Origin of the sequence: Bacteroides faecium, assembly GCF_012113595.1 — a bacterium.
GTDB lineage: Bacteria > Bacteroidota > Bacteroidia > Bacteroidales > Bacteroidaceae > Bacteroides > Bacteroides faecium.
This window is the reverse complement of the sequence record NZ_CP050831.1, coordinates 1,044,393-1,071,039: the sequence shown is the minus strand read 5'-3', so window position 1 is coordinate 1,071,039 and position 26,647 is coordinate 1,044,393. Positions and strand designations below refer to the sequence as shown.

Sequence of the window (26,647 nt, the reverse complement as noted above, 5' to 3'; positions counted from 1 at the left end):
CCTGCCTTTATTCTTTGATTAAGACGTAGGGATAGTTCTGTTCCGGTGCCTTTATCATTAGTCTGTCACGGCCGTGGTAAGTACTTGCCATGGCTGTGGTAGCTTCTCGTCATGGCCGTGGTAGGAAATCGTCACGGCTATGGTAGATGAGCTATATCAGTAACAAAGATAAACTATATAAGGGAGAAAAACAAAGTATTCCTACATGTTTGAGGAATTTATTAGCCTTGTCCCGATTGACAGATACGGTGTAGGAAAGGAAAGCGTACCTTAGCGGTGATAGGTGATAGATGAGGTGATAGGTTAAAAAACAACCTATCACCGTCGGAAACCTCGATGAATAAGGAGTTTGATTGCCGATGGTGATAGGTGAAAGAGAAATGTGAGTTTTAATATATAGAGAGTGGATGAATATCGGAACTAATTTGCTTTCAACTTCTTCTGATACTCGTCCGAATTCAATATCTCCAATGCCTTTTGAACACTTTCATTCGTCGTATTCATCACCCGGAAATATTCGTTCATATCCCAGAGGTCACGGGCAATCAAGGCTTTGAGTTGCGTCTTGATGAGCGGCAGCGATTTCTGATACTGTTCCTCATTGAACTTAACGCCTGCCTTTTCACCCATTTCCCGTAAAGTAGCCATCATCTCATCATCTATGATAAACTTCTCATTGAATGATTCGAACTTCTTGTACTTGTTGGCTAATTCCTTCCGGTGTCCTTCGATAAACTTCATGGTGAATTTGATAACGACGCCTTTGGCTACCAGATTGCGGTGGTAATCCGTATAAAGGGTTGTATCAATAGGCACGAAATAATCCGGCATGATGCCGCCACCGCCGTAAACGGTGCGTCCAAGCTTCTTGGTCTGTACTTTCAACGAATCGGGGAAGTGGATACTGTCGGCATTCATCAGTTCACCGTGGTTGAAGCGTTCTATCAAGTCCTTGTTGTAATCTGTCGAACTGTCGTAAGGTTTCTGGATACAGCGACCGGCAGGGGTATAATAACGGGCGATAGTCAGGCGAATCATGGAACCGTCGGGAAGGTCGATAGGACGTTGAACCAGCCCTTTGCCGAAAGAACGGCGGCCGACGATAATCCCTCTGTCCCAATCCTGTACTGCTCCGCTGACGATTTCGCTGGCGGAAGCTGTATATTCGTCGACCAATACGATGAGACGGCCGTTACGGAAGTCCCCGTTGCCTTTGGCATAGAAGTCGCTGCGCTTGGCAGTCCGTCCTTCGGTGTAGACGATTAGTTCTTTTTGTCCCAGGAATTCGTTGGCGAGGTCGATGGCTGCATTCAGGTAACCTCCTCCGTTTCCTTGCAAGTCGAGAATCATATCCTTCATTCCTTGTTTCTGGAGTTCCTTCATTGCTTTCTTGAACTCTTCGGCGGTTGTCGCTCCGAAGCGGTTGATACGGATATAGCCTGTCTTGGGCTGAATCATGTAAGAGGCATCGAGGCTGAGGATAGGTATCTTGTCTCTTTTTACGGTGAAAACCAATGGGTCTTGCACGCCACGGCGGACAATTTTCAGATTGACTTTGGAGCCTTTCGGGCCACGAAGACGTTTCATTATATCTTCCGTACTCATCTTCACTCCGGCAATGGCACTGTCGTTGACGGCGATAATGCGGTCGCCGGCAAGGATGCCGACTTTCTCGGAAGGGCCGTTGCTGACAGGTTGTACCACAAGCAAGGTGTCCTCAATCATTTGGAACTGTACCCCGATACCTTCGAAGTTGCCTTGGAGAGGTTCGTTCATCTTCTTCACTTCCTCTGCGTCCGAGTAGGTGGAGTGCGGGTCGAGTTGTGCCAGCATCTTGATGATAGCTTCTTCTACCAGCTTGTCCTCATCTACTTTGTCTACATAGAAGTTGGAGATTGCAAATTCTGCCATTTGTAGCTTGCGCATGGCAGCCGAACCGAAATTCTGAGCCTGTACGGCTGATACTGTCCACAGGCAAGCCAAAAGGACGTATATCTTAATCTTACTCATAATCTTACTTTATATTAAAGCCGAGTCCGGATACGCCTGTATCCTTCTCAACTCTCCATTCTCAACTCTCAACTTATCCTCATTCCTTTAGGGATAAACTGGCTGATATCTTTATTATAGGTCAATAACTCGCGTACAATCGTAGAGCTGACGCAAGTCAGTTCAGGCTCAGTGAAGAGCAGGATGGTTTCGATGCCCGCCAGTTTACGGTTGATATCCGCAATAGTCTCTTCGTACTCGAAGTCTTTCACGGTACGGATGCCGCGGACGATGAACCGTGCTCCTACTTCCTGTGCGAAATCAATTGTCAGGGAGTCGTAAGACTGTACTGTGATGCGAGGTTCGTCTTTATAAAGTTCCCGAATCATTTCTTCCCTTTTCTCGATGGGGAAATATGTATTCTTGTTCTCGTTGATACCGATTCCTATCACAATCTCGTCCATAAAGGTAAGTGCACGTTCCACTACCGAATAATGTCCGATGGTGAAGGGGTCGAAAGTACCCGGGAATATTGCTCTTCTCATGATGCCAAGTCTTCTTCTATAACCAAGTTGTCTATAATAAAGTTCTGTCGTTCCATGGTATTCTTGCCCATGTAGAATTCAAGAAGTTCTTTTACTGCGTCCGTTTTGCGCAATGAAACTTGTTCCAGGCGCATGTCCTTGCCGATGAAATGTTTAAACTCGTCCGGCGAGATTTCTCCCAGTCCCTTGAATCGGGTGATTTCGGGGTTCGGGCTTAATTCGTTGATGGCGTTGACACGCTCTTCATCGCTGTAGCAATAGATTGTTTTTTTCTTATTGCGTACACGGAACAAGGGAGTTTGCAGGATATATACATGCCCCTTCTTGATGAGGTCGGGGAAGAATTGCAGGAAGAAAGTAATCAGCAGCAGGCGGATATGCATGCCGTCCACATCGGCATCGGTTGCTACGATGACCTTGTTGTAGCGCAGCCCTTCTATGCCGTCTTCTATATTCAAGGCTGCCTGGAGCAGGTTGAACTCTTCGTTTTCGTAGACTACTTTCTTTGTCAGCCCGAAAGAGTTCAGCGGTTTACCGCGAAGGCTGAATACCGCTTGTGTGTTGACATCACGGCTTTTGGTGATGGAACCGCTTGCAGAATCTCCCTCGGTGATAAAGATGCAGGAGTCCTCTTCCAGTCCTTTTCCCTTCGGGTCGTTGAGGTGGACGCGGCAGTCGCGCAGTTTGCGGTTGTGCAAGTTCGCTTTCTTGGCACGTTCACGGGCGAGTTTCGTCACGCCAGCGATGGCTTTGCGTTCCTTTTCCGATTCCTGTATCTTTTGCTGGATTGCTTCGGCTACGTCCGCATGCTTGTGCAGGAAGTTGTCCACTTCCTGTTTGATGAAGTCGCCCACGTATTTGTTGACCGTCACGCCGCCGGGAACCATATTGGTAGAACCCAGTTTGGTCTTGGTCTGGCTCTCGAAGATAGGTTCTTCCACGTTGACGGCAATGGCGGCAACCAGTCCGTTACGGATATCGGTATAATCCATGTTCTTGTTGAAGAATTCCTTGATAGTACGGGCAATGTGTTCCTTGAAAGCACTTTGATGCGTACCGCCCTGCGTGGTGTGCTGACCGTTGACGAAGGAGTAATATTCTTCTCCGTATTGTCCGGTATGGGTGAAGGCAATCTCGATGTCTTCCCCTTTCAGGTGGATAATCGGATAAAGTCCGGTAGCGGTCATGTTGTCGTTCAGAAGGTCGACCAGACCGTTGCGCGACAGGATGCGGTGACCGTTATAGATAATGGCAAGCCCTGTGTTGAGGTACGTGTAGTTACGTAGCATAGTCTCGATAAATTCGGGCTTGAAACAATAATTCAGGAATAAAGTGTTGTCCGGTTCGAAGAAGATGTAAGTTCCGTTTTCCTCTTCGGTATCTTGCGTATTGTCAGTCAGCAGGTTTCCTTTGGAGAAAGTGGCGGTACGTACTTTGCCGTCGCGGTAACTGCGTACCTCGAAACGGGAGCTCAGTGCGTTGACGGCTTTCACACCGACACCGTTCAGTCCGACACTCTTCTTGAATGCCTTGCTGTCGTACTTACCACCTGTATTCAGCATGCTGACGGCTTCAATCAGCTTTCCTTGCGGGATGCCCCGTCCGTAGTCGCGGACACTGACACGAAGGTTTTCTTCAACGGTAATCTCGATTTTCTTACCGGCTTGCATTTTGAACTCGTCAATACTGTTGTCGATTACTTCTTTCAGGAGGACATAGATTCCGTCTTCGGCGTGTGCGCCGTCGCCCAGCCTGCCGATATACATGCCGGGACGTGTGCGCACATGTTCCATGTCGCTCAGGTGGCGGATGTTGTCGTCAGTGTACTCTACTGCATTGTTGTTGTCTACAGGTATCAATTCGTTCTCTTCCATAGCTGTTTTTTATTTTATCTCTTTGATGAACGCACGGCGGCGCTTATGTTGCTTAGTCTCAAAGTAATCCCACTGAGCCTGGACTTTTCCGTTCAGTTCCAGTTCGGGATTGCTCTCTGCAAATATAAAACCTAATTTTTGATAAACCGGAATTAAATCGGAAAATAACAAAGCGTTAACACCTTTGTTCTGGTATTCCGGCTTCACTGCAACAAGTAGTAAATCAAGCATTTTGGCACGGCGTTTCATGAATAATGCTTTCAGCAGGTAGAACCATCCGAGGGGTAGCAGGCGTCCGTGCGACTTTTGCAGGGCTTCGGCAAGTGAAGGCATGGAGATGCCCACGCAGACCAGTTCGTCGTTGGCGTCGGTGATAAGGGTCACCATGCGCAAGTCGAGAATAGGCAGGTACATTTTCACGTACTGGTCGATTTGCCGTTGTGTCAGTGGGGAGTAGCCGTAGAGCGGGCTGTATGCTTCGTTCATCAGCTCGAAAATCTTCTGTCCGTAGTCTTTGGCTATTTTCCTTCCGGAAGTGTATTTTTTTATCTTGAGATTATATTTCCGTTGAATCAGTTCGGAGATGCGCTTGTGCTTGTCGGGGATGGCATCGGGAATGTAGATTTGGTATTCCACCCAGTCGGCGTCTTTCTCGAAGCCGAGTTTCTCCATATGTACCGGATAGTAGGGGTGGTTGTAGATGGTAGCCATCGTGCTGAGTTGGTCGAATCCTTCAACCAGCATTCCTTCTGCATCGAAATCGGTAAATCCGAGAGGGCCGGCAATGTGCGTCATGCCCCGTTCTTTTCCCCAGTCTTCTACTGTCTTGATGAGGGCGGCAGAGACTTCGGGGTCGTCAATGAAATCTATCCATCCGAAACGGACGTTCTTGCAGTCCCATTTCTCATTGGCACGGTTGTTGACGATAGCGGCTACGCGCCCTACGATTTTATCGTCCCGGTATGCCAGGAAATAATCTGCTTCACAGAACTCGAATGCCGCGTTTTTCTTTTTGTTGAACGTATTGAGCATATCGTCATAGAGGTCGGGCACGGAATAAGGATTGTCCTTATACATCCTGTAATTGAAACGGATAAATTTCTTTAGCTCACTCTTTGTGGTGACTTTCTTGATTGTAATAGCCATATCTCGTATTTATGATTTGAGGGAACAAAGATACGTGATAATCTTCAAATTACAACGCTGAGGGTGGCAAAAACTGTATGAGATGAATTGAAGGGCGGGTCTACTTCGATGAGAAGCAATACACGTTTCCTGCAAAGTCGCAAACAATCATCCGGTTACCGGATACGGCTACGGTGGAGAATACGGGTGCTCCGAGATTATATTTCTCTTTTATGATTCCCGTTGCCTGGTCGATAGCGTACAGATAACCGTCGGAAGCTCCGATGTAGACAACTCCTTGTGACGCTACGGGGCTTGTTTCCACTCCGGCTTGCGGGGTGCTGGAGTAAGGGGCGGTGTAGACGAGTGAAGGTGATGTCTCTGCTTTCCATTTGCTGAAAAGTGTGGATTTGTCCAGTGCGAAGACTCCACGGTCGGCAGTACCGAAGATTACTTCCTGTTCGGTGACGAGTGGGGTGGATGTAACGTCCAGATTGGCAGAGAGTTCTTTTTGTTGAAGTACTTTTCCGGTTTGCGGCTCTATGGTGAAGAAGCTCTTGGAAGAGATAATCCATAGTTTTCCGTCTTTATAGACCGGAGATGCTCCCCGGTTGCCGAGCCCGTTGTCGGAGAGTTTCCAAAGCTGTTTTCCGGTGCGGATGTCATTGCCGTATAATCCGCCCCATTGTGTCCCGCTGACTAATACATTTCCGGCAACGGTCAGGGTGGTAGTAGCGCCTTCCCGTTGTTTCCAGTCTTTGTTAGTCCATATTGTCTGTCCTGTTTTTAAATCATAGGCGGATAGTCCGGCGCCGATTCCGGCATAGGCTATGCCTTTATCTACGGTTACTCCTTCAGTCAGATAGGGGTAACTGTCCAGATTGATGTATTGTTTCCAAAATAATTTCCCTGAGTCTGCGTCTAAGGCATAGAGATTGCAAGCGGCATCCTGGGCTATTACAATTCCATTTTCATAGGCTATTGTGTTCTTTACTGAATTTGCAGTAGGGAATTTCCACAATAGTTTGCCGGAGTTGAAGTCGAATGCGCAGATGAATGTGTTCAGTGATACATTGTCATCAGTGGTGGCGATGAATACTTTTTGTCCGGCGATAATGGGGGAAGTCATAAAAATATTGCTGCCTGTGTTGGCTGTCCATTGCAATTGCAGAGGGAGTTTAACCTGAGAGTCATTGACTCCGCCGGAGTGGGCAGCGTTTTGAAGCAGGGTATTCCAGTCTTTGCCCGGAATAGTGGACAGCTTGAAATCTTTTTGATAAGTGAATTGGCTGGTAGCAGTCGCTTTCTTTCCGTCGTTGAAGAATGAAGTTACTGTAAGATGCAGTCTTTTCCCGTTTTCATTCGCCGGTATTTGAATGTTTCCATTCCAGTTCCAGTCGGTGAGAGAGGTAAGGTTGCCTTTGGCTATTTCCTGTTTATTCTCCGCGTCGCTTAGGATATAAGAAACGTGTGATGTTTTTGCCTGCGAATGATATGTGTTGACGGAAACAGGAAGCTGTTTTTCGCCAGTAGAAGCAGCAACAGAAGAGGTGGTAATCTGACTATCCATCGGAGAGACGATGGCAATTTGCGGTTCGATGAAAGCGTATCTCAATTCAGTACTGATATTATCATCCGCATCTACCTTAATATCACGGAAAGAAGAAGGGGAGTGGTCAATACCACCTTTATCCAGTGTTCCGGTGCAGATAGTATAAATCCCATTCTGATTACGTACATAATTGTAGTGCATATGCCCGTATATCTGTGCTTTTGTATTGAAAGCACGCAGGTCGAGCATATGTTCATTGTCGGCTTTGAATACAAAAGTGTCGCTTGCGGTGAATAGGTCATGATTGAAAAGAATCAGTGCTTGTCCTTCTTTCATCAGCGCAAGGTCATTTTTCAACCAGTTATACACGTCTTTCAGGGTATAGTCAGTCGGGTTGTCGCCGTGGTCGATGGGGGTGACTACATAATGGATATTGCCAACGTCGAATGAATACCATGTCGGGCCGTAGAGAGACTCGTAAAGCTCTTCGCCATACTTGCCTTTCACCAGGTCGTGATTGCCGATGCAATAATAAACGGGGCAGTCCATTGTTTGCGCATTGACTACTTGATTGTGCATTGTGAGTCCCGGTTCGTAACAGATGTCTCCGGTATGAATTAGGAATGCAGGTTTCTCGTTCTTTATATATTGTTGAAGGTCTGTCACCCAACGCCCCATTCCACCGGTCACTTCGGTATCGGTGATTTGAACGAAAGAGTGTTCTTTTGATTTAGTCCGTTCGCTCTCTGTCAGTACGAAATCATAGCTTTTTCTATTTTCCTTAGCGGATAGATAAAACTGCTCTGTTTCATATCCGGCAGGGGTTGTAATAGTGATGAACCGTGTCTTTTCGAATCCGGGTAAAGAGAACCGACCTTTCTTATCTGTCTTTACTACGTTCAATCCGTCTGTTACCATAACTCCCGCCAGCGGCTTGTCGCCTTTATTAAATATGCCCGATTGGTCGGTGTCGATATAGACTGTTCCTTTGAATTGAGCGCTTAGTGGCAGATATAGTAAAAATGAGATTAGTATGACAGATAATCTTTTCATGGTCAGTTCTCCGGTTTTTAGTGTGTTAAGCTAATTATTCCTTTTCTTCTTATTTCAGTTGTTTCATTTCTTCATTGTAGCGTGCTTCTTCTTTGCACAAAGGCTTGTACCATGTCTTTCTTAGTATGAGTGTGGTGACTAAAAGCAAGGCGATAGAACTCCACAGTCCCAGTTGTTCACGGACAACGAGATACATCGGAATGATAGTGAGCGTACATTGCCAAACGATACCGATTGCTACGTTGAAAGCGTCTCTTTTGAAGTTTCTGTTCGGCTGGATATGGGGGTAACGAGCCAATGCTTTTTCTTCAACCGGCTTCCACCAACCCCATGGGCGTACACGGGTGTAGAAGTTGATAAGTGTCTCTTCATCAGTCGGGGGTGCGCTGTAAGTTCCTACGATACATCCTATCAGGGAAACGCCGAACAGAACGGGGAAGAAATACAATACCCATGCATCGGGAACAGTGAATTTCATAACGATTGCCGCCAGTACTCCGGCAGTCATTCCCCAGAAATAGCCTTCGCCGTTGAAGCGCCACCAGTGCCATTTCAATACGTTGGCAGCGATATATCCGCCGAAGAGCGCACCTACAATCCATTGGAAGATTTCATTGATATCTTTCAGGAAGAATCCGATAACAGTGCTGATTACTACTACGGCAACGGAAATGACATAACTGCTGCGAATTTGTGTTTTTACGCTTGCTTTCGGATTGATATATTTCAGATAAATGTCATTCACGATATATGCGGGAGCTGCATTCACCGTAGAGGCGAAGGTAGACATGAATGCTGCCAATAGCCCTGCCAATAATAATCCGGCTAATCCGGCAGGTACATAACGGGTAATCAAATGAGGAAGAATCGTCTCAAAGTCCGTCCGTGTAACTTCCATTTGTGCCATTCCGCCATCCTCTTTGAAGAAGTAGATAGCCAGCAACGCAAATCCCATAATCATCAGGTAGCGGGGGATTAACAATACGACAGATACGGAGCCGCTCATCATAGCCGCTTCTTTCGGAGATTTGCAGGACAGAATCTTCTGCATGTCATAGTTGGGTGCAGGACCTGCCATGCTCATAAAGATACCTTTCAATAAAGCCATCATGACGAAAATGCTTATCAGGCTGTAAGGCTCGTTAGCCATTCGCTCGGTGAGGAGATTCATCCGGCTGCTCCAGTCAATATCGAGCGTCCACCCGAAGAAAGGCGAATCCCAGCCGGCAGGAACAAATGAATGAATCATATCCGGTGCTACCATCTGCATGCCGATGACAACGATGACGATACCCGCCACGGTCATTATCAGGAATTGGACGACATCCGTCCATACGATACTCAACATTCCGCCGAGCATCACATAGAAAGTGGCGATTGTGGTAAAGAAAATACCATATACATGAGGTACATATTCTGCAGGAACATTGAAAGGAATAAATGGAGATACCACTTCCCAGGGAATGAATATCTCCATAAATTTACCAATACCTATGAATCCATAACTTAAAAAACCGAGTACGCTGAGTAATGCGAATACGATAACAATCGTATGCGAAAGTGTTGAGCCTTTCCCTTTTCCGAAACGGGTTTTAATCCATTCGGCACCGGTGAGTACGTTCGAACGACGCAACCACACGGATAAGTAAACCATGAGGAATATCTGATTGAATACCGGCCATAGCCAGGGAATCCAAAGACTTTTGAAGCCATAGGCGAATGCCCAATATACCATTAGCATTGTGCCCGTAATATCGAACATTCCGGAAGCGTTGGATAATCCCAACATATAGAAAGGTAATGATTTCCCCCCTAAGAAATAGGAATCCATATTTTGGGCAGCCCGTTTTTTTAGGATAAGTCCGATGACAATCATTGCGATAAGATAAGCGCATATGATAAGAAGGTCGGCAGTGTGTAATTTCATACTATTGTTTTGATTCGATTTATATGTTCTATGTTCTTTGCGGCAAAGGTAGGGGGAAAGAGTTGGGCAAACAAGTATTATTTTAGCACATTCTGATACTAAACAATAAATGCTTCTTATTCCTTATGATATTAATTCATTTCTTAGATTCTTCTCCTCAAAGATTATACTTTCTTAGAATGTTGATTCTTTCGTTCATATCCTAAAGTTTTTAGCAAAAATACAAAAGTTTCGGATATATCCGAAACTTTTTGTTCTAAAGATAAACCTGTTCTGTTTCTGCCGTAACTACTTTGTTAGCATCTATTAGTTGGCAAATGCTTTCCACAGAAGCAGCGGAACGGAATCCGTCCGCCGGTGTGTGGAGACAATAATCCGTCAGTCTGTCGATTGTCGAAGTTGCCACGTGCATTCGGGTGTCGGAAGAAGCGTAATAGATATATACTGTTCCGTCTTCGTCGGCAATCCAACCATTCGAGAAGAGTACATTGGATACATCTCCGATTCTTTCCTCTCCCATAGGGGCGAGCAAGAAACCGCCCGGTTCGGCAATGATTTTTGTCGGGTCTTCCAGTGAGGTCATGTATAGATACAGAACATAACGGAGACCGGCTGCGCAGGCACGAACTCCGTGAGCCAGATGTAGCCATCCTTTGGGGGTTTTGATAGGATGAGGGCCTTCGCCGTTCTTCACCTCTTTTATGGTATGATAATGGCGGTGGTTGATAATGGTTTCCTCTTTCACTTCCGCATGGGTGATATCATCTATCAGTGCCCAACCGATGCCGCCGCCGTTGCCGGCGTTGATGAAATTATCTTGCGGACGGGTGTACAAGGCATATTTACCGTTTACAAATTCCGGATGCAAAACGACATTACGCTGTTGGCTTTTGGAAATCAGATTCGGCAGCCGCTCCCAGTTCTTCAAGTCTTTGGTGCGTATGATACCTGCTTTGGCTACGGCAGAAGACAAGTCGCCGGGCGCAGCATCCGGAGCAAGGCTTTCGCTGCAAAAGATACCGTAAATCCAACCGTCTTCATGGGCTGTCAGACGCATATCATACACGTTCGTCTCTTCAGGATACAAATCCGGCAGTTGAACCGGATATTCCCAAAAACGGAAGTTATCTATCCCATTCGGACTTTCGGCAATGGCAAAGAATGATTTGCGGTCATATCCTTCCACTCGTCCCATGACAAGGTACTTTCCATTGAATTTGATAGCTCCTGCATTGAATACGGCATTGATTCCGAAGCGTTCCATAAAGAAAGGATTCGTTTCGGGGTTAAAGTCGTATCTCCATTCCAACGGAGTGTGGGCGGCTGTCAATATGGGATATTTGTAACGTTCAAAGATTCCGTTTCCAGGCAGTATCTTTTCATTTTCACGTGAGATGAGCGATTCGAATTCTTCGGTAAGAATACGTAATCTGTTATCATATCTATTCATATCTATTCAAGAATTTATAAAAAGAGACTGGCTACAATACAGACAGAAATAAGGAACGTACTGTGTTGCGCGGACAGTCTCTTTTTATGTTGTTCATTTCAAAAGTATGGGGGTACTTTCAAAATCCATGTGTCAGGTTTATAAATTATTCTTTGGTTATAAAATAGGAACGGACTGTGCAGCCGGCTTCCATGAAGCTAACCCAATACCAGCCATCTTCAGCTTTATCAATGCGGCAGTCTTCTATCGGATACTCTACACTCTTGTCGATTGCATTTCTTGTCACCTTATACAGCACAGGAGCACTCTTGTCGCCTTCTTCCAAATCTCCAGTGAACTGAACCGCAAAACCGCTGGCATAAGTCCCTGTGCTTTTTATAACCAGTTCGGACATATTGAACTCTTTCGAGTGAGTAATGGTGCCTACGCTCGAAGTTGACATGCTCTGATAAGAGCTGGAACCTTTAATTAGATAGCGATAAGACGGATCTTGCAGATAAGGGCTATCTATATAAAGCACATTGATGCTGATTGATTCGCCTTCCTGATCACTAATAGTAATCGTTTTGTTGAAACGGTATCTTCTGAGCCCTTCGATAACGGCTTCTGTCCCGTTTTCTGCTATTGTACATTTCAGATACGTGGCAGAACCGTTGTTGGTACAGGTATAGTCACCGTTACCGTCCAGGATTTTAAGAGTCAGAGGCTCGCCCACCGTTAAGTAAGAGATTTCTTCACTATTGTCGAGTACAAGCTTCTTGATAACCTTTACGGAAAGTTCCGCACTCTTATTCAGCCTGTCGGTCACTGTAACCGTTGCAACGCCCGGCGAGAGGGATTCCACCTGGATGTTTCCTTCCTCATCTACGATGGCTTTTGCTACTGATTCTTTATCGACAGTCACTTTGTATCCCCTGTTTCCCGTATGTATCTGAATTGCTTTGCTCTCGTTCGGATACATCTTGGTGGAAGAAACTGCCAATACCAATTCACTTAACTGGTCAACGATTACTTTTACACTGGTGCTCATCTTCGCCCAGTCGGTGATTGTCAGATTAGCGCTACCGGCTTTTAACGCAGTCACTTTAATCGCATTTCCTTCGGCAACGGCCGTTGCCACCTCTTCATTCGAACTGACTATCTTATAGTTTCCATTTCCCTGGAGCATCTGAATCGTTCCTTCCGGTGTCTCATCGAAATTGATTATCAACTCCTGTGTATTCGTCACCAGCTCGTGATAAGAAGGATCGTCATCATTACAGCCGGTGAAAATAGTAGTGGCTGCAAGCAGGAATCCTGCTAAATATAATAGATTTCTTTTCATACTATTCATTGTTTATTTGGAACATTTATTCTGCTTCAATATCTTTCATTTTACCGGTGATGGTAACAACGCTAAACTTAGGAACGGTGATAGCACGCAGTCCGCTAAGAGACGGATTTATTTTCTTGCGTTGCCATTTCACACCTTCGTCTGATGTATATGCAATCATCGTCTGGAATTCTTTTCCTTCAATCTCCAGTTTCGTTTCGAAAGCCTTGCTGGTAGAGTTGTTTACTAATACGATAGTGTAGGTACCGTCGTCTTTCACGTAAGCCGTCATTAGCAGTTCCTTAGGGAAAGCTTCCTCGTCATCCTCAGGAGCAATCGTTTTTACATCCACTCGGCGGCTGCCTTCAGGGATAAACTTGGTGAACTGTCCGTAGCTGTAATAGCGGGCGGCTCTTTCATAGTTTGTTCCGGGCAGTGCTTCTTCCAGTCTGATAAGTGCTTCATTATTGGTACAAGGACGTGCGCCTGCCCACCATACAAATGCGTTCAAGTTGGAAACAGCCAGGTAATTGTGGAAAGTGGTAGCCCATTGCATCGCATTTTTCCAAGATGGGTCATACGTATCCGTAGAACTGGTTTCCGTATTCCAAAGATGAATATTCTTTTCTGCACAGAGGGGAGATTGTACAAATTCCGTGTTACCGATCAATGTATATCCATGAGCGGCAGCAATGATATTTGAATTTGCTAATTCGGGGCGAGCCTTCAAACCGTTTTCGAGGAAGGTGACTCCCGCTTTCCACCATGAATGCTCTCCGAAGATAATTTTCATATCCTGATAACCTGCCTTGTCCAAAGCCGGGCGAAGATTATCCTGGCAGAAATTGGCCAGATTACCATAAGTCCAGCTACATCCGTTCCATCCTGTTCCGCTACTGTTCGGCTCGTTGGATGGTGAAATGGCGTAAATGTCAATGCCGAATTTCTCTTCGTATGCCTTGATGAAGTCTATCAGATAGTCGGCGAATTCGTCTCCCGAACCGGTTTTCAAACTACCGCCGGAAGGTTTTCCATTGGATTTCATTGTTCCGGGAGGACTCCATGTAGAGAACATGAACTTCACATCTTTGTATTTTCTCTGAAGAATATCCACCAGCCACATTTGTCCCAACTGCACCTGTTCGCCACATCCCGAACCGTTGAAGTCTCTCCAATAATCATTAATCATGGACGGGTCATTCGGAGCCAGGTTGAATGTGCGGTTAATACCGAAGTCGATAACATTGGTAGTCGGGTTCTGATAGTGTGGAAATACCTCGCCCCGGAAGATATTCAGTTTCAAACCGTTCTCACCAAACAAGTCGTTTACTACATCTTCACGTTGCATATGGTTCCATATACGGTGTGACCATTCGGCAAAAGCACATCCGAAACCATCAATAATCTGATGTTCGTGCCCGTCTCCGAACTGTACTTTGATGACAGCTTCGGTAGTCGGTTCGGCAGAGAAACCGTCGTCTTCGTCTGTTTCTTCTACCGGGTCGGGAATGTAGACATCACTGTGACTCAAACTTCCGTCCTCGCAGGAGTATCCTAGAAATAGGAGGAAGGATACGAATAATAATGAATATATCTTTTTCATATTGTTTCTTTATTAAGTTAATCTTGCCCGGGCATTATCTCCATAGGCTGGTTTGCACCATCGCAGTATTATTGTTTAATTCACTAGTCGGTATCGGATAGTACAGGTGTTTTTCCTGGAAGTTTTCCGCACCTTGTTTTCCATTAGCCTTGAGTATCAACTGGATTTCACTGACAGAATACCAGCGTTTGAGATCATCAAAACGGTGACCTTCCGCGAAGAATTCCAATAAGCACTGATGTTCGATTTCGGTCATTAACTCAGCTTGCGCAAAAGTCTTTTCCTGAAGTCCCGCTCTTTTGCGGATTAGTTTTAAGGCGTAGTTGGCGCCGTCCGCATCATTCGTTTTGGCACATGCTTCAGCATAAAGCAACAGCACTTCTGCAAAACGCATCACGCGTAAGTTGCTCGATCTTCCTTCCTTGTTGCCCATGTTGTCCGGTGCTTTATCGTCCACATAGTATGCAACGTTCTTTTTAATCAGGAATTTACCTGCTGTTCCGCTGACATTGAAACTGGGAGCGCCGCCTGCCATTTTACCTTCGTTGCCTTCCCAAAGGTCATCCATCGAATAATTATTGCCATACCATTTCTCATTAGGCACTTTGTCGCCATAGTTGGCCGCGTCGAAGAAAAGACTGGCATACATACGCTTGTCAAACTTGGTATCCGCGTCACCCGGACGAGTTTCCTTCGTAAATTCTCCTACGATTAAAGAGTTCGGCATTAGTTTTGCCCATCCACCGGATTTTACCGGACCGATAAACTGTGGTATGTAGCAACCCAGACAGATACCGCTTTCATTACTCCAGGAATATTCTCCGTCGGGACTGTATGCTATTTCGTACACGGATTCTTTGTTGAATTCTTCTTCGTTCGTGAAGTTCTTTCCGAAGTCGTCGATTAATTCATAAGAATAAGGAGATGTCAGTAACGTTCCCAACAACTGTTTTGCTTCCGGATATTTATGCTGAGTGGCATATACTTTACCCAACATTGCGATAGCAGCGCCTTTCGTTACCCGCTCTTTGGCAGTAGTGCGTTCCACCGGTAAGTTACATTTGATGGCATTGCCCAAATCGTCTTCCACCTGTGCCCATAAGGTAGCTTCGCTGGCAGGGCCTTTGTTCGTTTCATCTTCGTTGGAAGGTATCAGGCGCAAAGGAACTTCCCTGTAATTGTTGACCAGCAGGAAATATTGATAGCCACGCAGAAAGAGCGCTTCGCCTTTAATCATTGAACGGTCTTCCTCAGTGATGCCCGATGCCGGTATCTGGTCGATATAGCGTAATACGATATTGGCACGCTGGATGCCTGAATAAAGTGCTCCGTAAGGGTCGTTGCCGGTAGACGGTGAATTCAGGAAGTTTGCGATATTCCACATCGGAACCTCTTCTCCTTTAATAGTGTAGATATCATCCCCACGGCCGTTCAGATTCAACCAGCCGTCAAATGCGCCGAAGTACCCGTACATAGCCCCTTTTATGGGAGAATAGGCAGCAGCCAAAGCGCTTTCCGCATCTGCTTTATCTTTCCAGAAATTACTTTCTGTGAAATAATTCGGGTCTGACAGGTTCAAAAAGCTGGATTCGTTGCACGATGTCAGCGTTCCGGTGAGAAGAGCTGCCATGCACATATATGATAACCAATTTCTTTTCATGTTTATAGACATTTAATGTTTAATATTAATTTAAGGTATTACAGGTTAACTTGTATTCCGAATGAGATTGTACGCGGCAATGGATAACGTCCCTGGTCGATACCTCTCGAGAATACGTTGTAACTGACGCCTGCAACAGAACTTTCACCCAAGTCGGGAGTATAGCCCGAGTATTTGGTCAGTGTGAACAGGTTTTCCATAGAAGTGTATATTCTTACATTTTCAAGTTTTACCTTCTTAGTCAGGCTTTTGGGTAGTGTATAACCAATATCCAGTGTTTTCAGACGCATATATGAACCATCTTCCAGCCATCTGTCGCTATATGCCCACTTGTTATCCGCGCCATCTGTCTTGGAGAAGCGTGGAATGTCGGTATTCTGATTGTCCGGTCTCCATGAGTTGGCCAATACAGTGCTCATATTTCCGTTGAAGTTTCCTGATTCCAGGCGGTAGCGTGGGTAGTTATAGATTTTGTTGCCTACCATTCCGTCGAAGAACAGGTTGAAGTCGAAGTTATTCCACTCGCCACCCAGTCTGATACCGAAAGTAAAATCGGGGAAAGGACTTCCTACATCATGCTGGTCGTCTGTATTAATCTTGCCGTCACCGTTCCAGTCTTTGTAACGTACGTCACCCACTTGTGCTCCGGGCTGGATAAGTTCGCCGTCCTTGTTCTTGTAGTTGGCAATCTCTTCTGCCGAACGGAACAAACCGTCTGTTTCAATCAAGTTGAAGTATGACATAGAATGACCTTCGGCAAACATATTGATACCACGACCACCGGCACCGTGTGCGCTATAACCGGAAATCATCAGATTCTGACCGCCTAATGTAATCTTGGTCACTTCATTCTTATCAGCAGCGATATTGGCGCCTATATAATAAGTGAACTTTTCCTTAATGGAACCACGGTAATTCACCGCAAATTCAAATCCTTTATTCCGTACCTGACCTGCATTCTGAATAGAGTTCCCGCTAATACCTGTAGAGGCGGTCGAAGGAATAGGAAGCAATACATCATTCGTATTTTTAATGTACGCATCCGCAGTGAAAGTCAATTGCCCGTTCAATAGGCTGACATCCAGACCGATGTTGTAAGTCTCCGTATTTTCCCACGTCAGATTGGCGGGTGAAATAGCCTGTACATAAGGCATGGAGCCAAACCACGGCGAATTGTTCGATACATAGTTCATTCCGTCCGAAACGACACTCTGCGTAGGATAATAGCTGGTCATTTCCTGATTACCGAGTTTACCGTAGCTAAAACGTAACTTTAACTGGTCGAATACATTTTCCAACGGTTTAAAGAACTTCTCACGGTTGATATTCCATCCGATAGAAGCGGACGGGAATGCGCCATATTGATGTCCTTTCTTGAAGCGTGACGAACCGTCGCGACGGATAGACGCAGAGAATAAATAACGGTCGTCATAGGAGTACATTACACGTCCGAACAGGGATACTAATGCCAGTTCATTCAGGCTACTGGATGCTTTCAGGTTGGAAGGATCCACATTGCCCGGCATTGTTTCTATAAATTGAGGCATATCGCTGTTCTTTCCATACAGGCTGTGGCTCTTGTCTTTCTGTGCCGAGTAACCTGCAAGAAGTGACAGATTGTGCTTATTGAATGTACGGTCGTAATTCAACGTGTTCTCCAATACCCACGATTCCCAAGTCGATGACTTTTCTTCCAAGTCGGGCTTATCATTCTTACCGAAGGTTCCTAAATCATACGCATCCGTATATTTGCGGTATTTGGTATGTTCTTTCCGGATACCTACATTCAGCTTATATTTTAATCCTTTGATGATTTCTGCTTGCAAATAAGCATTGAGGAAGATCCGGGTCGTTTCAGTCCGTTCGTCATTCACTGTCATTTCAGCCAGTGGGTTAGGCAGGTTTATATCGTTGGAAGTACCCCAACCACCCGAATTTGTAGAATCATATACCGGTACTACCGACGGAAACTGGAAGATGTCGAACATGGTATCCTGATGAATATACCCGCTTCCTTTGGTTAAGTTTACAATCATAGATTCACCTATTGTCAATCGGTTATTCAAGAAAGAATAATCGCTTTTCAAACGGATATTGTAAGACTCATGGTCTGTATTGCGTAATATACCTTCTTTATTGAGATAACTTACAGACGAACTGTACGAACCGTTTTTTGAACCGCCGCTGATGGTGGCATTAGCTTTGTAAGTCATGGCAGTGCGTAGCATTACATCTTGCCAGTCAGTGCCTTCGCCAATGAAAGGCGTTGCTCCGTTCTCCGAACCGTAACCGTCGCCTGCCAGACGATAGTAACGTGCGAAACGGCTATATTCTTCCCCATTAAAAACTTTCAGTGTCTTGGGAGCCTGGCTGAAACCTGTGAAGAAGTTGACATCCAATTTGGTCGGCATGTCTTTCCTTCCGCTTTTGGTCGTGATTAATACAACGCCACCTGCTGCGCGTGAACCGTAAATGGCTGCTGCGGCAGCATCTTTCAACACCTCGATAGAGGAGATGTCGTTAGGATCGACCATACCGATGTCGCCAAACGAGCCGTCAATTACATAAAGCGGATTGTTGTTGGATAACGAACTGATACCACGGACGTTTACTGTCATAGTCCCATTAGGGTCGCCACTGGAACTTGCCACTGATACTCCGGGAATCTTCCCTTGTAGTGCCGTCGCGGCATTGGAAGCCACTTGCCCGTTAAGCTCTTTCGCGCTGACCGAACTTACAGCACCCGAGAGATGGCTTTTCTTTACTGTACCGTAACCGATCACTACTACTTGGTCAAGAGCGATATTATCTTCTTCCATCGCGACATTGATGGGTGCTCCGGATGTAACGGCTCTTTCTATTTGTTTCATACCTATTGTTGAGAATATCAGCGTACTCCCTTTGTCTGCCTTGACGGAGTATCTGCCGTCCGCGTCTGTTACCGTGCCGATGTCTTTGCCTTTAACTCTTACCGTGACTCCGGGTAAAGGTTCATTTGTTGTAGCTTCTGTTACTACTCCTTTCACTTCAATGTCTTGGGCTGCCAGTGGAATACTAGCCATGCAGAGAAATAAGAATAGTAAGAAATGAATTTTTCTTCTCATAATTTATTGCATTAGATTTATAACTCTAGTTCAATTATCAATCGATCCATGGAAATTTCAACTGATAATCGTCTGATGCAAAAGTAGAGGTTAATGGCATGTGCGGCAAATATTATTTTAGCCGCTTCTGATACAATTTTGCTTCTCGTTTTCCTGTGTAATTAATTGTTGATTAGAAGCTCATACCTTGTAAGTGAAGCCTAAATATTCTGTTTATAAGCTATATAGGCTTTGCTTGTTATGCTCGTATAAGCAATATATTGTATATTTCTGTCTTTTTTATTATCTTTAGAAAAGGAATTGTGGTATTATAAGGAAGAAATATGGTATTATTATATTCGAATAAATGATACTATTTTGCTGTCAATTGTTTGAATATTACTTCTATTGTTCTGTTTCGTATAAGAAATAAGATAGCTATATTGGTTTATTCTATAACTTATAAGAAATAAAAAAGAGAGGAAATCTGTAATCGGGTCCCCTCTCTTTACTTTTTCTCCTTGAGAAGTTGTCAAGCAAATTAAAGAGATAAAGTTATTAGCTCTTCTCCTAATGAGTGCAAGGCTTTTTCTATTTTACGACGTACGTTTTCACGTGGTTTTGAAATTCCGTTAGCATAGTTCCACAATTGTTTTTGATTGATTCCAGTCATCCTTTCCAACGCTGCATTAGTGAAAATACCACTATAGTGTTGTAATAATGATTGTGTATCATACTTCCATTCAATGGAGTATTCTCCTTTAATAATATCCGGCCATTGTGATTCCGGAAGATTTTCTTTAATCAAGCGTATAGCTTCCAATACGTCTTTCTTGGTTTCGGCTACAGTGTTACCTGCCGCATAAATACCGCTCACATTTTCTGCATATGCACCAAAATGGTCTTTACTTGCTCCGATGTTGATAATTAGTTTTTCCATACAAGTTCCCTCCTTTATCTTAAGTTCATATCTCTGGCAATTGCTCTTCTTAAAGGTTCAGGCATTTCCTTAGCTCCATGATAGGGTACTGGTGGTGAGTAAATAACCTCGATAACCTTTCCTTTTTTATCTTTTATTTCTTTCTTGTAGAAATAATGACTACCTGATGCATGACTGAATATCCAATCATTTTTAGTGATTTTTCTATGAAATTCCGTGTATTTCATCTTTTCTTAGTTCTGTTTGATTGGTACAAAAATAGGAAATATTTCCATTAATTGCAATGAATGATGGAATTATTTCTATTATTTATGAATGAACATATTGTGTCCTGCTTTATAAAAAAGCCCGCCATTGACGTGGAATTTGTCAATGACGGGCAGTTGCTATTATTCTAAGACCTATAGCTAACTCGCGTTATCTTAAAAATAAACCTTTTCTGCCGTTACATATTTGTTAGCTTCTATGAGCTTACAGATATTTTCTACAGAAGCAGCAGAACGTAAGCCGTCTGCCGGTGTGTGAAAACAGTAATCTATCAATCTGTCTAGGCTGGAAGTTGCTACGTGCATACGGGTATCCGAAGATGCGTAGTAGATATATACCGTTCCGTCCTCATCTGCAATCCATCCGTTGGAGAAGAGTACATTGGATACATCACCTATTCTTTCTTCATCTACCGGAGCCAGCAAGTATCCACCCGGCTCGGCGATTATCTTTGTCGGATCCTCCAGAGATGTCATATACAGATAGAGCACATAACGCAGTCCGGCAGCGCAAGCCCGTACACCGTGGGCGAGGTGCAACCATCCTTTGGGGGTTTTGATCGGATGAGGCCCCTCACCATTCTTCACCTCTTTAATAGTGTGATAGTAACGGTGGTTGATGATAGTCTCTTCTTTTACTTCAGCATGAGTCATATCATCTATTAGTGCCCAGCCGATCCCTCCGCCGTTTCCGGCATCAATGAAACTGTCTTGCGGGCGAGTGTACAAAGCGTATTTGCCGTCGACAAATTCCGGATGCAGAACGACATTGCGTTGCTGGCTTTTGGAAATCAAGTTTGGTAGTCGTTCCCAGTTCTTCAAGTCTTTGGTACGGACGATACCTGCTTTGGCTACGGCGGAAGATAAGTCGCCTGGCGCAGCGTTCGGGTCAAGGCTTTCGCTACAGAAGATACCGTAAATCCAACCATCTTCGTGTGCCGTCAGGCGCATGTCGTAGACATTGGTTTCTGTTGGGTCAGTGTCCGGTAGCTGTATGGGGTATTCCCAAAAGCGAAAATTGTCTATACCATTCGGGCTTTCGGCAATGGCAAAGAACGACTTGCGGTCGTTCCCTTCCACACGGACCACCATCAGATACTTTCCGTTCCATTTGATGGCTCCCGAATTCATGGCAGCATTGACTCCTATACGTTCCATAAGCCAAGGATTTGTTATCGGATTTAGGTCATAACGCCACTCTAAAGGAATGTGCTCGTTTGTTAAGACCGGATATTCGTATCTTTCAAAAATCCCATTGCCCGGAAGAATCTTCTTGTTCGGGCGGGTTATCAGAGTTTCATGCGCTTCTTGGAGAATGCGCAATCTTTTATTATAAAATTTATTCATATTATAATGTCTTAATAATATAATTCCGGATGCTATGTAAGCACCGGAATTATATTATGCTAATGTAATAGTGCTTTTATAGCCATGTTACAATGTATGACCATTCATCCCTACCTTCTTCTTTGAATTTTATCCAATATTGACCATCGTCAGCTCCTCTGCCTTCTTCTATTTTTCTTTTCACAATCTCAAGTTCTGTAATCTTGCTTACTGCTCCGTCTGCTCCGGTAGCGGTTATTTTAGCCAATACAAGATTATTGGGATCTTTTACGCCGGGTTCATATCCGGTTTCATTGGAGAAACCAACTAGATATCCGTTTTTAACTTTACCTTTGGTTCCAATGGCGAATGTTCTTCCCGTACCTACGCGTATGCGAACTCTGCCGTTAGCAGAATCGTCTTGGAAATCACTATCAGTTATTTTAACATACTCTCCCGCAATATAATATCTTGCTATTCCGTAGTCGTTATAGAAATCATAATCTACCCAATCTACAGAGATTTCTCGAGTTTCATCAAAAATGAGATCTTTTATCGTTATCTTCTGATTACGGGCCATTTTTGAATCAATACCTTTTAGAATGAATTCCGATTTATCTTCAGAAAGAGTACATTCTATTGATCCTCCAGCATTAATCTCATAGCTTCCACTGCCATCTATAATTGGAATAGTCTGTATTCTGTCATAATCTTTGATTATATATACAGTATCAATATGAGTAACATTAATATCGAACCCGCCAGACACTTTAACTTTAAAAGTTGAGGTTTGCTTCATTCTGTCAGTTATCGTGAAATTAGCTTCCCCTTTTGAGATTCCTGATATTTCTACGCCCTCATCAACTATTTGAGCTGTTGCTATTTCCGGATTTTCACTAACAACTGAGTAATTATCGTTACCGGATATAATTCCGACGCTCAAAGTTTGGTTAACTACACAAACTTTACCTACTGTTTCTTCCAGTACCAGATAGTTTTCACAAACACCCACTTTTATAGTTGTTTTATTGCCGTCGGCATCAGTTAGAATAACATCGCAGAAATCACTTGAAAGTGCAGTAATCAAAATTTGATTATTATCGTTTAATTCGGCGGTAGCCACCTGTTCGTTGCTGCTTTCCACTTTATAACCACCGTTACCGCTGGTGATATTGATTAAAGCAGTATTCTTTTTTTCGTCATTCAGGAATAATGTGATTTCTTCCTTATCAGTTTTCAACTCAAAATCTTCTTTAACCTTGACGTTGATTACTGCCGAGTGTTTGGTCCAATCTGTAATGGTGATAGTTGTTTCTCCATTGTGTAGTCCGTTGATAATAACGCTGTTACCTTCTATTGTGGCAGTTGCGATATTATCATCCGCAATGTCAAGTTTATAATTTCCATTACCGCTTGTGATATTAACTGTTTCTTTAGGATTTTGGCCGTCTGCCTGAATGAATATATCAGTTTTATTGACCGTAAGTTCACTGTAAGTCGGAAGATCCTCCGAGCAACTGAGCATTAATATGGCGGAGCTTAATAAAGCTCCTGCCAAGTATAAAATATTTCTTTTCATTAATTACAATACATTTAATTATTGTTCAGTTTGAGTTCCTTTCTCTCTGAGTTTTCCAGTGATTGACACTACACTATATTTAGGAACATTTACATAGCGTTTACCTGTTGCAGAAGGGTTCAGCTTCTTGCGTAACCATTTCACACTGGAATTGGAAGTGTATGAAACCATGCTGTCGAATTCTTTGCCGTTTATCTCGAGCAAAGTGTTCAGTGATTTGGTCTTTGATTTGTTTACCAATACGATAGTGTAGGTATTGTCCTTGATGTATGCCGATACGCTCAAATCCCTCGGGATTCTGTTTGCCGTTGTCGATTCGGTTTCCACATCAACGCGTACTGAACCTCTTTGGATATATCTTGAGAACTGTCCGATAGAGTAGTAGCGGTCTACGCGATAAAAGTTGGTACTGAAATCCCATGCGTCCGTTTGAAGCAGGTTTTCTCCGGTACTTGTACATTGGCGTGCTCCCGCCCACCATACCACAGCGCTCGTATTTGCTTTCGTCAGGTAATCGTGATAGTTCTTCGCCCACTTCATGGCGTCATTCCAAGTTTCATCACGGGTCTTGTCATCACAAGTCTCCGTTTGCCATACATGAATTCCTTTTTCCTGAGCTGCTCTCATTGGTAGAATGTTGGCATCCACTGTAGAGTAACCGTGTCCTGCTGCAATGATATCGGCGTCAACCAATTCGGGATTGTCTCTTAAAGCATTTTCTACCCATGTCACGGCATTCGCCCACCAAGGTAATTCTCCATAAACGATTTTTGTGTCCTGCAAACCTTGTCTGTTCAGTTCAGGGCGTAGATGCTCTATGCAGAAGTCCGCCATTTGCTGGTTGCCCCATAGACATCCATCCCATCCGCCCATGGCCTGGTCAGGTTCGTTCCAACCGGACATGCCATAGACATTAATGCCGAATTTATCTTTAAAGGCTTTTGCAAAACCAGTCAGGAACTCGGCATACTCTTTGCTGTAATCACTATTAAAAGAACCGCTTCCGCCGGAAACTGTTTCTCCATCGCTAGAGGTCTTCCATACAACAGGAGGAGTCCATACGGAGAAGAAGTAATAGATATCCATCCGTTTTTTCTTACACAGATAGTCGATAATCCACAATTGGGCATATTCCTTGAATTTATCGGCGTCCGATTTAAAGAGCGCTTTTGCTTCGGAAGAATGCGCTCCCAAATGGTAATTCTCGTTTGTTTTGAAATTGAATGTCTTGCCGTCTTCGGATGCAGATGAGGCACATACCTCTCCGCGATAGACATTGAACCTCAATCCGTTTTCACCGTAAAGGTCGTCCATAATTTGTTCACGTTTCGTACATCCGTACACGGCTTCCGCCCATCCGAAATTACATCCGAAACCGTCTATTTCCTGATGCTTGCTTTCCGGTAGTATTCTAATCACTGATTCGGTAGTAGGTTCGGGGGATATACCGTCGTCTTCGTCCGAAATAATTTCAGGATCGGGGATGTACACTTCGCTGTTGCTCAGGCTATTGTCATCACAAGCTGTGATTCCTCCCAGCATTAGGGACAATGAGGTACATAAAAGTAAATATATCTTTTTCATAAATTCTTTTCTTATAGTTTTTCTAATTATTTCCATAAACTATTCTGTTCCACAGATGAGTTGTTGATTTCCCCTGCCGGAATAGGATAATATTTATGCTTTTCTCTAAAGTTGGAAGCTCCCTGTTTGTCATTTTCCTTAAATATCGCCTGAATCTGTAGGGTTGAATACCAGCGTTTCAAATCGTCGAAACGGTGACCTTCACCAAAGAACTCGAGCAGGCATTGATGTTCAATCTCTTTCATCAGTTCGCTTTGTGCGCATTCTTTCTCCGGTAAGCCTGCTCTTTGGCGGATCTGGTTGAGTGCCCAGTTGGCTTCTACTACATCCCCTTCTTTTGCGCATGCTTCGGCATAGAGCAGCAGCACTTCTGCAAAACGGATGATGCGTACATTGTTGGCTTTTCCTTCCGGATTACCCATGTTGTCGGCACTCTTTGATTTTACATAGTGAGCGGTGTATTTCTTCAAAAGGAATTTACCGACTTGAGCACCACCACTTGCTTGTCTGACATTGAAGATCGGAGCGCCGCCAGCCATTTTGGAGGCATTACCGGTCCAAAGATCGTCCATAGTGAAAAGACCACCGTAGAATTTTCCGTCATACCAGCCGTTCTCTTCCGAAACCCAGTCTCCATATTCATCAGGAGTGAAGAACAGGCTGGCATAGATGCGCTTGTCGTATTTGGAATCCGGCTGTGCTTTTTTATCCGGATTTGTCACCCAATCGCCGTTTTCGTCTTGAATTGTTGGTCTGTTACCGCGTGTTTCTTCGGTAAATTCACTGACAAGGAATGCGGAAGGCATCAACTTCGCCCATCCGCCCGATTTGGCAGGGCCAATGAATTGTGCCAGCGAGCTACCCAGATTGATGCCGCTTTCGTTACCCCATGTCAAGTCGCCATCGCTGCTGTATTGTAACTCAAATACAGACTCGGCATTGTTTTCGTTGGCAGTGGTAAAGTTGTCGACAAAGTTTTCCATCAACTGATAACGCTTACCGGTTGTGCCGAAGTGACTGTAGGAAGAGTTGATGAAACCTTTCAATAGTTCTTTGGCTTCCTTATACTTATATTGTGATACATATACCTTTCCGAGTATGGCAATTGCCGCACCTTTCTCGATGCGCCCTTTTTGTTCGGCAGGACGGTTTTCGGGCAGGTTGCCATCGTTGATTGCGGTGAGCAGGTCTTTTTCGATCTGCTGCCAGACTTCGGCTGCGGGAGAAGCGGTTTTGTTGGGGTCGTCTTCACTAGACGGAACCAGACGCAAAGGTACATCTCCGTAATTGTTCACCAGCAGGAAATACTGGTAGGCTCTCAGTGTCAAGGCTTCGCCTTTGATTGTGATGCGGTCGCTTTCGGTGATGCCGCTTGCCGGAACATCGTCGATGTATTTCAATACAATGTTGGCACGCTGTATGCCGGAATAAAGTGCACCATACGGGTCATTTCCTGTTGTTGCCGAGTTTTGAAAATTGGCAATGTCCCACATACTGGCTTCCTCATTCAATATCGTGAAGATATCGTCTCCACGGCTGTTGAGGTTGAGCCATCCGTCGAATGCACCGTAATATCCGTTCATCTGGTATTTGATAGGCGAATAAGCTGTAGCCAGTGCGCTTTCCGCATCTGCCTTATTCTGCCAGAAGTTTTCGTTGGTAAAGTGGTTCCGGTCTTTCAGATCCAGAAAAGAGTCGCTGCATGAGGTCAGCGCTCCCGACAGGAGAGCTGATACAAGCATATATGATAACCAATTCTTTTTCATATTTTAATTTTTC

General features: G+C 44.5%; 17 protein-coding genes. All 17 read right to left on the bottom strand.

Features of this window, described 5'->3' with window-relative positions; translation table 11 throughout:
- Positions 1 to 420: 420 nt before the first annotated feature.
- The 17 genes from BacF7301_RS03945 to BacF7301_RS03865 all read right to left on the bottom strand — a co-directional run bounded on the left by BacF7301_RS03945 (position 421) and on the right by BacF7301_RS03865 (position 26,634).
- Positions 421 to 2,010, bottom strand: coding sequence for a S41 family peptidase (locus BacF7301_RS03945; protein WP_167960415.1), 1,590 nt, complete (start codon positions 2,008 to 2,010; stop codon positions 421 to 423).
- A 68-nt stretch (positions 2,011 to 2,078) separates the two neighbouring features.
- Positions 2,079 to 2,534: a pantetheine-phosphate adenylyltransferase gene (gene coaD, locus BacF7301_RS03940; RefSeq protein WP_167960413.1), complete on the bottom strand. Its 456-nt coding sequence runs from the start codon at positions 2,532 to 2,534 to the stop codon at positions 2,079 to 2,081.
- Complete coding sequence (locus BacF7301_RS03935) at positions 2,531 to 4,408, bottom strand: DNA topoisomerase IV subunit B (protein ID WP_167960411.1); 1,878 nt, start codon at positions 4,406 to 4,408, stop codon at positions 2,531 to 2,533. Before BacF7301_RS03935 ends, coaD begins: the two co-directional genes overlap by 4 nt.
- Before the next feature lie 9 nt (positions 4,409 to 4,417).
- Positions 4,418 to 5,554: an N-acetyltransferase gene (locus tag BacF7301_RS03930; protein ID WP_167960409.1), complete on the bottom strand. Its 1,137-nt coding sequence runs from the start codon at positions 5,552 to 5,554 to the stop codon at positions 4,418 to 4,420.
- A 100-nt stretch (positions 5,555 to 5,654) separates the two neighbouring features.
- Complete coding sequence (locus tag BacF7301_RS03925; RefSeq protein ID WP_167960407.1) at positions 5,655 to 8,138, bottom strand: outer membrane protein assembly factor BamB family protein; 2,484 nt, start codon at positions 8,136 to 8,138, stop codon at positions 5,655 to 5,657.
- Between the two features lie 49 nt (positions 8,139 to 8,187).
- Positions 8,188 to 10,065, bottom strand: a complete 1,878-nt coding sequence (locus BacF7301_RS03920) for a sodium:solute symporter family protein (RefSeq protein WP_167960405.1) — start codon at positions 10,063 to 10,065, stop codon at positions 8,188 to 8,190.
- A gap of 256 nt (positions 10,066 to 10,321) precedes the next feature.
- The gene (locus BacF7301_RS03915) at positions 10,322 to 11,515 is read right to left on the bottom strand and encodes a glycoside hydrolase family 130 protein (RefSeq protein ID WP_167960403.1); all 1,194 of its coding nucleotides are present in this window, start codon (positions 11,513 to 11,515) and stop codon (positions 10,322 to 10,324) included.
- Between the two features lie 145 nt (positions 11,516 to 11,660).
- The gene (locus tag BacF7301_RS03910; RefSeq protein WP_209319495.1) at positions 11,661 to 12,839 is read right to left on the bottom strand and encodes a hypothetical protein; all 1,179 of its coding nucleotides are present in this window, start codon (positions 12,837 to 12,839) and stop codon (positions 11,661 to 11,663) included.
- A 25-nt stretch (positions 12,840 to 12,864) separates the two neighbouring features.
- Positions 12,865 to 14,430, bottom strand: a complete 1,566-nt coding sequence (locus tag BacF7301_RS03905) for a glycoside hydrolase family 30 protein (RefSeq protein ID WP_167960399.1) — start codon at positions 14,428 to 14,430, stop codon at positions 12,865 to 12,867.
- A gap of 34 nt (positions 14,431 to 14,464) precedes the next feature.
- Entirely contained in the window at positions 14,465 to 16,090 is a 1,626-nt protein-coding gene (locus BacF7301_RS03900) for a RagB/SusD family nutrient uptake outer membrane protein (RefSeq protein ID WP_167960397.1), read from the bottom strand.
- Between the two features lie 38 nt (positions 16,091 to 16,128).
- Positions 16,129 to 19,194: a SusC/RagA family TonB-linked outer membrane protein gene (locus tag BacF7301_RS03895; protein ID WP_167960395.1), complete on the bottom strand. Its 3,066-nt coding sequence runs from the start codon at positions 19,192 to 19,194 to the stop codon at positions 16,129 to 16,131.
- 520 nt (positions 19,195 to 19,714) lie between these two features.
- Complete coding sequence (locus BacF7301_RS03890) at positions 19,715 to 20,113, bottom strand: type II toxin-antitoxin system HicB family antitoxin (RefSeq protein ID WP_167960393.1); 399 nt, start codon at positions 20,111 to 20,113, stop codon at positions 19,715 to 19,717.
- A gap of 14 nt (positions 20,114 to 20,127) precedes the next feature.
- Positions 20,128 to 20,340, bottom strand: a complete 213-nt coding sequence (locus BacF7301_RS03885) for a type II toxin-antitoxin system HicA family toxin (protein WP_167960391.1) — start codon at positions 20,338 to 20,340, stop codon at positions 20,128 to 20,130.
- Positions 20,341 to 20,535: 195 nt separating this feature from the next.
- Entirely contained in the window at positions 20,536 to 21,726 is a 1,191-nt protein-coding gene (locus tag BacF7301_RS03880) for a glycoside hydrolase family 130 protein (protein WP_167960389.1), read from the bottom strand.
- 76 nt (positions 21,727 to 21,802) lie between these two features.
- The gene (locus BacF7301_RS03875; RefSeq protein ID WP_167960387.1) at positions 21,803 to 23,284 is read right to left on the bottom strand and encodes a hypothetical protein; all 1,482 of its coding nucleotides are present in this window, start codon (positions 23,282 to 23,284) and stop codon (positions 21,803 to 21,805) included.
- Between the two features lie 18 nt (positions 23,285 to 23,302).
- Complete coding sequence (locus tag BacF7301_RS03870; protein ID WP_245208337.1) at positions 23,303 to 24,868, bottom strand: glycoside hydrolase; 1,566 nt, start codon at positions 24,866 to 24,868, stop codon at positions 23,303 to 23,305.
- Positions 24,869 to 24,894: 26 nt separating this feature from the next.
- The gene (locus tag BacF7301_RS03865) at positions 24,895 to 26,634 is read right to left on the bottom strand and encodes a RagB/SusD family nutrient uptake outer membrane protein (RefSeq protein ID WP_167960383.1); all 1,740 of its coding nucleotides are present in this window, start codon (positions 26,632 to 26,634) and stop codon (positions 24,895 to 24,897) included.
- Positions 26,635 to 26,647: the final 13 nt, after the last annotated feature.